The 9,551-nt window shown below is 32.9% G+C and carries 11 protein-coding genes; 9 read left to right on the forward strand and 2 right to left on the reverse strand.

Going from position 1 to position 9,551, the window contains the following annotated elements; all coding sequences use genetic code 11:
- From ACOYLP_RS08755 to ACOYLP_RS08775, 5 genes are all read left to right on the forward strand, one after another.
- Nucleotides 1-667: hypothetical protein (locus tag ACOYLP_RS08755; protein WP_422855796.1), on the forward strand; the 667-nt coding region annotated here is incomplete at its 5' end.
- A gap of 13 nt (nucleotides 668-680) precedes the next feature.
- Entirely contained in the window at nucleotides 681-1,181 is a 501-nt protein-coding gene (locus tag ACOYLP_RS08760; protein ID WP_422855797.1) for a DUF6702 family protein, read from the forward strand.
- Nucleotides 1,182-1,239: 58 nt separating this feature from the next.
- Nucleotides 1,240-3,489: a M1 family metallopeptidase gene (locus ACOYLP_RS08765; protein WP_422855798.1), complete on the forward strand. Its 2,250-nt coding sequence runs from the start codon at nucleotides 1,240-1,242 to the stop codon at nucleotides 3,487-3,489.
- A 44-nt stretch (nucleotides 3,490-3,533) separates the two neighbouring features.
- Entirely contained in the window at nucleotides 3,534-3,857 is a 324-nt protein-coding gene (locus ACOYLP_RS08770; protein ID WP_422855799.1) for a twin-arginine translocase TatA/TatE family subunit, read from the forward strand.
- A complete protein-coding gene (locus tag ACOYLP_RS08775) occupies nucleotides 3,857-4,414 on the forward strand; it encodes a phosphatase PAP2 family protein (protein WP_422855800.1) in 558 nt (185 codons plus the stop codon). The genes ACOYLP_RS08770 and ACOYLP_RS08775 overlap by 1 nt, the downstream gene beginning before the upstream one ends.
- A 3-nt stretch (nucleotides 4,415-4,417) precedes the next feature.
- Here ACOYLP_RS08775 and ACOYLP_RS08780 read toward each other — a convergent pair whose 3' ends face one another.
- Nucleotides 4,418-5,059, reverse strand: a complete 642-nt coding sequence (locus ACOYLP_RS08780; protein WP_422855801.1) for an O-methyltransferase — start codon at nucleotides 5,057-5,059, stop codon at nucleotides 4,418-4,420.
- A 72-nt stretch (nucleotides 5,060-5,131) separates the two neighbouring features.
- On the opposite strand from ACOYLP_RS08780, the gene rlmN reads away from it, so the two are divergent.
- Nucleotides 5,132-6,172, forward strand: a complete 1,041-nt coding sequence (rlmN, locus tag ACOYLP_RS08785) for a 23S rRNA (adenine(2503)-C(2))-methyltransferase RlmN (protein WP_422855802.1) — start codon at nucleotides 5,132-5,134, stop codon at nucleotides 6,170-6,172.
- Nucleotides 6,173-6,228: 56 nt separating this feature from the next.
- Here the strand turns inward: rlmN and ACOYLP_RS08790 are convergent, their stop codons facing one another.
- Nucleotides 6,229-7,101: a hypothetical protein gene (locus ACOYLP_RS08790; RefSeq protein WP_422855803.1), complete on the reverse strand. Its 873-nt coding sequence runs from the start codon at nucleotides 7,099-7,101 to the stop codon at nucleotides 6,229-6,231.
- A 107-nt stretch (nucleotides 7,102-7,208) separates the two neighbouring features.
- On the opposite strand from ACOYLP_RS08790, the gene ACOYLP_RS08795 reads away from it, so the two are divergent.
- The 3 genes from ACOYLP_RS08795 to ACOYLP_RS08805 form a co-directional block, all read left to right on the forward strand.
- Nucleotides 7,209-8,189, forward strand: a complete 981-nt coding sequence (locus ACOYLP_RS08795; RefSeq protein WP_422855804.1) for a polyprenyl synthetase family protein — start codon at nucleotides 7,209-7,211, stop codon at nucleotides 8,187-8,189.
- A gap of 148 nt (nucleotides 8,190-8,337) precedes the next feature.
- Complete coding sequence (locus ACOYLP_RS08800; RefSeq protein ID WP_422855805.1) at nucleotides 8,338-8,898, forward strand: RNA polymerase sigma factor; 561 nt, start codon at nucleotides 8,338-8,340, stop codon at nucleotides 8,896-8,898.
- A partial coding sequence (locus ACOYLP_RS08805) for a hypothetical protein (RefSeq protein WP_422855806.1) occupies nucleotides 8,885-9,551 on the forward strand: 667 nt, incomplete at its 3' end. The genes ACOYLP_RS08800 and ACOYLP_RS08805, both read left to right, overlap by 14 nt.

A 9,551-nucleotide genomic window follows, 5' to 3' on the forward strand; every position in this document is an offset into this window, starting at 1 on the left:
TTCCCAAGTCAAAGAACTGAACGATGTTTATGTAGCCAATTTGCGTTCGGAATCAACTACAACGACAGATAATAACAGGAGCTTTTCAATGTTTGTAAAAGTTGGTGACACCCTGCAGTTTTCGGGTTTGCAAATAGTAACTAAAAAATCAGTCGTAACTGAAAATGATATAACCAAACAGCTTTATGTAGTTAGTTTAGAAGCAAAAGTTAATCCGCTGGATGAAGTAGAAATAAAACAATACAAGAATATCAATGCAGTGTCGTTGGGAATATTACAAAGGCCAGCAAAAGTATATACACCGGCAGAACGCAGGTTAAAAACAGCCTCCGATTTAGACCCAACGGCAAGTATAGGATTAATGGCCGGAGGTTCGATAGGATTAGATCCGATATTAAATTCCATTTCGGGAAGAACCGCTATGTTGAAGAAAGAACTGAAGATTGAGAAGAAAGAATACCTGTTAAAAAAAATAGAGTACATGTTCAAGGAAGAATATTTTTTGGAAAACCTAAAGATTCCAAAAGAGTTTCTTCGAGGTTTTTGGTATTATGCTGTTGAAGACCAAAAATTAGAAGAGGCGCTGAATGCCAAGAAAAAAATGATGGCTCGATTTATCTTCTCGGATTTAGCAACTAAATATTTGGAATTATTAACTACAAAATAATTACTTTTAAAAAATGAAAAGAACTTTTAAATTCCCTTTTTTTATTTTAATCTTTCTATTGCTGACTTCTGCAGGCTATCATCGTTTTTATACTGCAATTTTTCAAATTAATTTTGTTCCTCAAAAGAAAATGGTACAAATAACTACTCGAATTTTTATTGATGATTTTAACGATGCTTTAAAAAAGCAATATCATAAAACCACTTTTTTAGGAACAGATAAAGAAACGCAAGACGATATTAATTTGATGAAAAAGTACTTGTCAGAAAAATTAAAATTAACAGTTAATGGTAAATTTGAAACATTGAATTATTTGAGCAAAGAGAAAGAGAATAATGTTCTTATTTGTTATTTTAAGATTAATGATGTTCTAAAATTAAAGTCTCTTGAAATTGAAAATTCTATTCTCACAGAAGTTCATCCGGAACAGCAAAATATTATACAGTTTAACGATAATGGATCTAAAAGCAGTCTTCTTTTGTCTGCTAAAACAACTAAAGGAACGTTAAAATAATTTTCTAAATATTATATCCATAAAAATTATTTATTTTTACTACTTAAATCTATAGTTAATGAAATTAACAGCTACTTTTTTTTCTTCTTTATTTTTTATCACAGTAAGTTTTACTCAAGCTCAAGAAGCAACTAAAACTGCAAAAACAGAGGAGCGAAATCCTGATAAATTCAAACAAATGTATGATTTGTTTGCAACACCAAATATGTATCGTACTGCTTCTGGCGCGCCCGGACCAGAATATTATCAGCAACAAGCCGATTATAAAATTGATATTGAGTTAGATGATAAAAACCAAAAATTGTACGGTACTGAGACCATAACCTATACTAACAATGCCAAAGAATCACTAGACTATTTATGGGTACAATTAGATCAAAATGAAAAAGCAAGAAATTCTAATTCTCCTTTGGTTGAAAGTAATAAAATAGATCCCGTTTTTTCTGGGCAATCATTCTCAAGAAAATATTTAGAGGAAGATTTTGATGGTGGTTTTAAGATTGAATATGTAAAAGATTCTCAAGGAAAAGTAATGAAATATACCGTGAATCAAACAATGATGCGAATAGAATTGCCAGAGGTTTTGAAATTTGGCGAGAAAATTTCTTTTTCGATAAAATGGTGGTATAACATCAATAATTATACAATAGATGGTGGACGATCGGGTTACGAACATTTTGAAAAAGATGGAAACAATCTTTATGTTATTGCACAGTTTTATCCAAGAATGGCCGTGTATAATGATGTAGAAGGTTGGCAAAACATGCAGTTTTGGGGTTCAGGTGAATTTGCTTTGCCTTTTGGTAATTTTGAAGTTAATATTACGGTTCCGGCAGATCATATTCTAGAAGCTACAGGCACATTACTCAATCGTAGCGAAGTGTTTACTCCAGAACAATTGAAACGGTACAAATTGGCGGAACAATCTTTTGACAAGCCAGTAATAGTAGTTACTCAGGCAGAAGCTGAAGCTAGAGAAAAAGGATTTTCAACTGCTAAAAAAACATGGAAATTTAAAGCAGAAAATGTTCGTGATTTTGGAATTTCTACCTCAAGAAAATTCATTTATGATGCGATGGCTGTTAAAACAGGAAATACTACTGCAATGGCAATTTCTTTATACCCAAAAGAAGGAAATCCGCTTTGGGAAGAATATTCAACACGAATTGTAGCGCACACTTTAAAGAGCTATTCAAGTTTTACTTTTGATTATCCCTATCCTAAAGCTATTTCTATCAATGCTAGAGACCAAGGAATGGAATACCCAATGATTTGTTGGAATTTTGGACGTCCTGATGAAAACGGAAAGTATACAGACCAAACAAAATATGGAATGTTGGGAGTGATTTGTCACGAAATTGGACATAACTATTTTCCTATGATCGTAAATTCAGATGAGCGCCAGTGGACTTGGATGGATGAAGGATTAAATAGTTTTTTAGAATATTTAGCTGAAATATCTTTTGACCCTAATTTTCCAACTCGAAAAGGACCAGCAAAAAATATTATTCCTTATATGAGTGGTGATCAAAAAGGGTTAGAGCCTATAATGACTAACTCGGAAAGTATTCGTCAGTTTGGGAACAATGCTTATGGTAAACCTGCAACTGCATTGAATATTCTTCGTGAAACTATTATGGGACATGAGTTATTTGATTACGCTTTTAAAACCTATGCTAATCGTTGGAAATTTAAACACCCTACACCAGAAGATTTTTTCAGAACAATGGAAGATGCCTCTGCAGTAGATTTAGATTGGTTTTGGCGTGGTTGGTTTTATACTACCGATTATAATGATATTGGAATTAAAGAAGTAAATAAGTATTTTGTAAGTAACGAGCCATCAAAAGAAGTCGCTGATTTTCTTAAGAAAAGACGTCGCCGTGATTCTAAACAAGGCCCAATGGTATATATGATTGCCGAAGGAAGTGAAGATTTTAAACCAGAAATGAATAAACCGTTTAAGATTTTTGATTATAAAGTTTTAGACGATTTTGTAAATCAGAATTTTTCAGAAGAGGAAAAGAATAAATTAAACGAGCCAAAGTTTTTTTATCAAGTAACTTTTAATAAGCCAGGCGGTTTAGTGATGCCTATTATTGTAGAAATTACTTTTGAAGATGGAACAACTGAAAACCACTATTTTCCGGCTCAAATTTGGAGAATGAATGATCAAGAAGTGAACAGAACTTTTGCAACTAAAAAAGCTATTGCTAAAATTCAAGTCGATCCAAAATTAGAAACGGCTGATATTGATACTACAAATAATTCTTGGCCAAAAACTATTGAAAAATCAAAATTTGACTAACAGAAGTTTGTAACTTTGTACCTTATTTAGAAAAATTAGAAATTATGTTTGGAATTGGTGGTGGTGAATTAATCCTTATTATTTTAATTGCCCTAATGCTTTTTGGTTCTGATAAAATACCGGAAATAGCAAGAGCTATAGGAAAAGGAATGGCACAATTAAAAAATGCTACAAACGAAATAAAAAGCGAAATTCAAAAAGGTGCTGAAGCTAATGGAATAGATACCTCTATGAAAGAATTGACTTCAACTTTTTCGGATGAGGTTGAAAAAGTGAAATCTAATTTAGATTCAAATATGCTTCCAGAGGTTACCAAAGTAAAGGAAGATATAGAGAATTTAACAGGGCCAATTAAAAGACAGCTCTAATGTTGAAAAAAATTCTAGAATTAGATAAAGAACTTCTGATTTTCTTAAACGGATTAGGTTCACCAACATTTGATGGAATGTGGCTGATAATTACAAAGCAAGCTTATTGGGCGCCAATATTCTTGATTGTTTTTTATCTGATGCAAAAGAAATTGGGTTGGAAAAAATTCGGCTATTACATTCTTTTCACGGCATTTTTAATATTGCTTTGCGATCAAACAGCAAATCTTTTCAAATGGTATTTTCATCGTTTACGACCTTGTAATGACGAAACGGTAAATCATATTATCAGAGTTGTAAAAACAAGTCCAGCATTTAGTTTCTTTTCTGCTCATGCTGCCAATTCAATGGGAACAACAATTTTCACATTCATGATTCTGAAGAAATTTTATAAGCACGCTTATCTGTTATTTTTATTTCCTTTGATTTTTCCCTACAGCAGAATATATCTCGGATTGCATTTCCCATCAGACATCGTTACGGGTTATGCTTTTGGAGCTGCTTTCGGATTTATTTGTTACAAATTTTATTTAAAATTCATAATTCGTAATTCGTAATTTTTACTTTACCCTCGAAACAGTCAATCCGTCACGAATAGGGAGCAAAACGGTTTCTACTCTTGGGTCTTCTTTCAATAGTTTATTATATTCCAAAAGAATTTTGGTTGTAATATCGCCCTGTTTTACTTCTTCCAAAACTTTTCCGCTCCACAGAACATTGTCCGACAATATGATACCGCCTTTGTTCATCATCGGAACTATCAAATGGAAATAGTTAATGTAGTTTTCTTTATCGGCATCTATAAAAACCAAATCGTATTTTTTAGAAAGCGTTGGGATAATATCCAAAGCATCACCTAAATGCTGTGTAATTTGTTTTGCCCAAATGGTTTTATCGAAATATTTTCGTTGAAAATCGAATAATTCTTCCTCATTGTCCAAAGTGTCAATAGTTCCGTTTTCTGCTAAACCTTCTGCTAGACAAAGTGTTGCGTAACCCGTATACGTCCCGACTTCAAGAATATTCGTCGGATGAATTATTTTAGAAAGTATACTCAACACTCTTCCTTGAAAATGTCCGCTTAACATTCTTGGTTGTAGAATTTTTTGATGCGTTTCTTTATTCAATTGCACCAACAATTCAGGTTCGTCTTGCGAATGAAGGGTAACATAAGTATCTAATTCTTCGGAAAGGAAATGCATAAGTGTAAATTTCAAAAGCCAAATTTACAAATTCCAAAATTAGTTTCTCAACTTTATATTTACCTTTGCGCCATGGGAATCGAGAAAAAAGACATCCGAAGTTTAACCAAAGAACAATTACGCGATTTTTTTGTGGCCAATGGTGATAAAGCATTTCGTGGTAATCAGGTTTATGAATGGCTTTGGAGTAAAGCGTTACACAATTTTGAAGACATGACCAATGTTTCAAAAGAAACGCGAATCAAGCTCGAAAATAACTTTGTGATAAATCATATCAAGGTTGATCAAATGCAACGAAGCGAAGACGGTACCGTTAAAAATGCAGTTCGTTTGCATGACGGTTTAATCGTTGAAAGTGTATTGATTCCGACGGAAACCAGGACTACGGCTTGTGTTTCTAGCCAGGTTGGTTGTAGTTTGGATTGTAATTTCTGTGCAACTGCACGTTTAAAAAGAATGCGAAATTTGGAACCAGGAGAAATCTACGACCAAGTTGTTGCTATTGATAGAGAAAGTCGTTTGTATTATAACCGACCACTTTCTAATATTGTTTTTATGGGAATGGGAGAGCCTTTGATGAATTACAATAATGTCATGAAAGCGATTGCTATGATTACCTCGGAAGAAGGTTTGGGAATGTCTCCAAAACGAATTACGGTTTCTACATCTGGAGTTTCAAAAATGATAAAAAAAATGGCTGATGATGATGTAAAATTTCAGCTAGCTGTTTCATTACATTCCGCTATCGAAGAAACCAGAAATCACATTATGCCTTTTACCAAAAATTTTAAATTACCCGAATTGAAAGAAGCATTACAATATTGGTATCAAAAAACTAAAAGTAAAGTTACTTATGAATATGTCGTTTGGAAAGGAATTAATGATGATAAAGCTTCCATCGATGCTTTGGTTAAATTTTGTAAATATGTTCCGTGTAAAGTCAATTTGATTGAATATAATCCAATTGATGATGGCGAGTTTCAACAAGCGTCAGATACAGCAATTAATAACTATATCGATGCTTTATCAAGAAATGATATCGTTGCCAAAGTAAGACGAAGCCGAGGAAAAGATATTGATGCTGCTTGTGGGCAATTAGCGAATAAATCGTAAAAAAAGTCCCGATTTCAAATTGAAGTCGGGACTTTCTCCTTTTATAAATAGTAATCTTAATTTCCAATAACTATATTATAACTATTCCCGTTAACTGTAAATACGGCTAAGTTATCACAAGTTCCATCACCAAAATCAAGTGTAGAACTAGTATTATTTCTAATAATAGTAATGATTCCTGAAACAATTAGAGGTTTGTTTACTACCAAACAACTCATTTTTACAATCAAAGGAGTTGTAATTGTACTAGTTTGTGAAGCCCCAGTTGGAGTTGTGGTAACCCAACTACCCGTAACTTTATATACATTATCAGTTATAATTTCATTTCCATACCCTTCAACTATTTCTCTAACTCTGGTTCCAACTCGATTGTAAACTCTACCATCAGGAAGCGTAGCAGTCATGTCCATGTTCATTGTCACTTGAGGGTGTAAAATTGGATTTGCAGCAGTAGAAATCATTATTCTTGTAAATGTTCTATCTCCATTAAATTCGATACCATTATGGAAGAAGCTATCAAATGAATAGGTTATGGTGTGAGACGTAGCTTCAGGTCGGTAAACAAATGAAATAATGATTCTACCACTAACTACATTTCCACTGTTTAAAGTACATCCAGTACCAAAATCAATTGTTTTTGTTACGGTTTGACCTACTGTTGGAGCTGTCCCAAATGCTGGAACTCTTGTGATTGTTGCACAAGTTGTAAGTTGAGAAAATGCTGCATCAGCAACTTTTCCAGAAATAGCATTTGAATAGGTGTTTGCTTCTTGTTCTTCAACAAGACTTGAAACATCATCATTCATCGCATCAATTTTAGCACTTGTTTTTGCGTCTTCAGTACTTACAAAGCTATTATTATCATCTTTACTACAGCTATAAATTGAAAAAGCTAAAGCCAGTCCTAAAATAATTTTTGTTGTTTTCATATTCTATTTTTTTAATGGTTTGCTTGGTAAGAGTTCCTATCTTATAAAAGGTTTAATAAAAGTAAAAAAATTTTTCAAACGATACCATTATTGTATCTTTGAAATCGATGAACATTAGCTCACAAATAAAAAAACCCATTCAAGTAGAAATGGAACTTTTTGAAAAAAAGTTCTATGAATCGATGACTTCTAAAATCGCTTTACTAAACAGAATAACCTATTATATTGTAAACCGAAAAGGAAAACAAATGCGGCCAATGTTTGTTTTTCTCGTTGCTAAAATGCTATCTGAAAAGAATGAAGTAAATGAAAGAACCTACCGCGGGGCCAGTGTAATCGAATTGATTCACACTGCAACCTTAGTTCATGACGATGTGGTAGATGATAGTAACCGTCGTCGCGGGTTTTTCTCCATCAATGCGTTGTGGAAAAACAAAATAGCTGTTCTTGTTGGTGATTATTTATTGTCCAAAGGATTGTTGCTTTCCATTGATAATGACGATTTTGATTTGCTCCAAATAATTTCAGTAGCTGTGCGTGAAATGAGTGAAGGGGAATTACTTCAAATAGAAAAAGCTAGACGATTAGATATTGTTGAGGATGTTTATTATGAAATCATCCGAAAAAAAACGGCGACTTTAATTGCTTCTTGTTGTGCACTTGGAGCAAAATCGGTTTCTGAAGATGACGATAAGGTAGAATCCATGCGTAAATTTGGCGAACTCATCGGAATGGCATTTCAAATCAAAGACGATTTATTTGATTATACTGATGATGCGATTGGAAAGCCTACTGGAATAGATATTAAAGAGCAAAAAATGACCTTGCCTTTGATTTATGCCTTGAATAATTGTACTTCTAAAGAAAAAAGCTGGTGCATCAATTCGATTAAGAATCACAATAAAGACAAAAAGCGTATTAAAGATGTTATCCAATTTGTAAAAGACAAAAATGGTTTGCATTACGCTGAACAAAAAATGATAGCATTCCAACAGGAAGCACTTCAAATTCTTGAAAAATTTCCACAATCAGATTATAGAGACTCGCTCTCGCTAATGGTGAATTATGTGATTGAAAGAAAAAAGTAATATTTTTCAAAAATAATTCTCCTTATTGAAGGCCCGATTTTATTGGGTTTTCGCATTTTTAAATTTCCAAATCTTCAAATTTTCAAATTGCCATGCAACTATTTTTCAACCATTCTCGTCTATGCTAATAGAACACTAACCAATAGTTTTGAAAATAGTCAATTTACATCAAGAAGAAAAAGAATTAATCGAATTGGCTGTCGAAAATAACCGTCATGTACAACATCAGATTTATTCCAAATTTTCACCAAAAATGTTAAGCGTTTGCCGTCAATACATAAAAGATTTGCAGCAAGCAGAAGATGTTATGATTACGGCTTTTATGAAAGTGTTTACCAATCTAGAAAACTTTGAACATAAAGGAAATTTTGAAGGATGGATAAGAAGAATTATGATTAACGAATGTATATCCAATATCCGAGTTCGTAAAAAAGTAACGTTTATTGAAGACGAGAAGTATGTTGAAGAACATTATAATAATATTGAAAGCCAATTTTCGTTAGAAGACATTCAGTTTTTAATTGACAATTTACCCGATGGCTACAAAATGGTTTTCAATCTATATTGTATCGAAGGATTCAAACATCAGGAAATCGCAGCAATGCTCGGAATTAATGTAGGAACATCAAAATCGCAGTTGTATCACGCACGAAAAATGCTTCAAGAGAATATTAGTAAACTAAAAAATTACAAAAATGGAACCGAATAAATTAGAAAAACAGTTAAGAGAAAAGTTGAGTTCGAGAGAAATTCAACCTTCAGCTCAAGCTTGGAATAGATTAGATGCTATGCTTTCGGAAGCTGAAGAAAAAAAAATAAAACGCCCTTTAGGCTTTTTATTTATTGCTGCCAGCATCACTGTTTTGCTAACTGTTGGGATATTTTTCTTTATAAAAAATGGCCCCGAAATTCAACCTAAAAATGATGTAGTTACTTCTGAAACTAAAGATACAATTCAAAAAAAGGTTAATGAAATTTCAACCCCAAGAGTAGAAAATAATCAGGAAGTTGTTTCAAACCAACCGACAACCGACAACCGACAACCGACAACCAATAACCAACGAGTTTCAGTCAGTAATCAAAAATCAGCAAACGCCAATCAACAATCAAGTAATCAAAATCCACTTATTAATCGCGACAAACCAATTCAATATTTAATCAACTCATCAGATGTTGCTCTTAAAGATTTACCCAAAATAAGAAGTGGAAGTCAAGTAATAAGTGGAGGTAATAAAGAAGTTATATCAGATGAAGCATTATTAGCTGGTCTTGATAATTTGGCAAAACAATCAACGAACAAAAAATCAAATGTAAAAGTAGATGCTAAAAACCTACTGTCTCAGATAGACGGTGAATTAGAAT

It is taken from the genome of Flavobacterium sp. (assembly GCF_049318325.1).
Taxonomy (GTDB): Bacteria; Bacteroidota; Bacteroidia; order Flavobacteriales; family Flavobacteriaceae; genus Flavobacterium.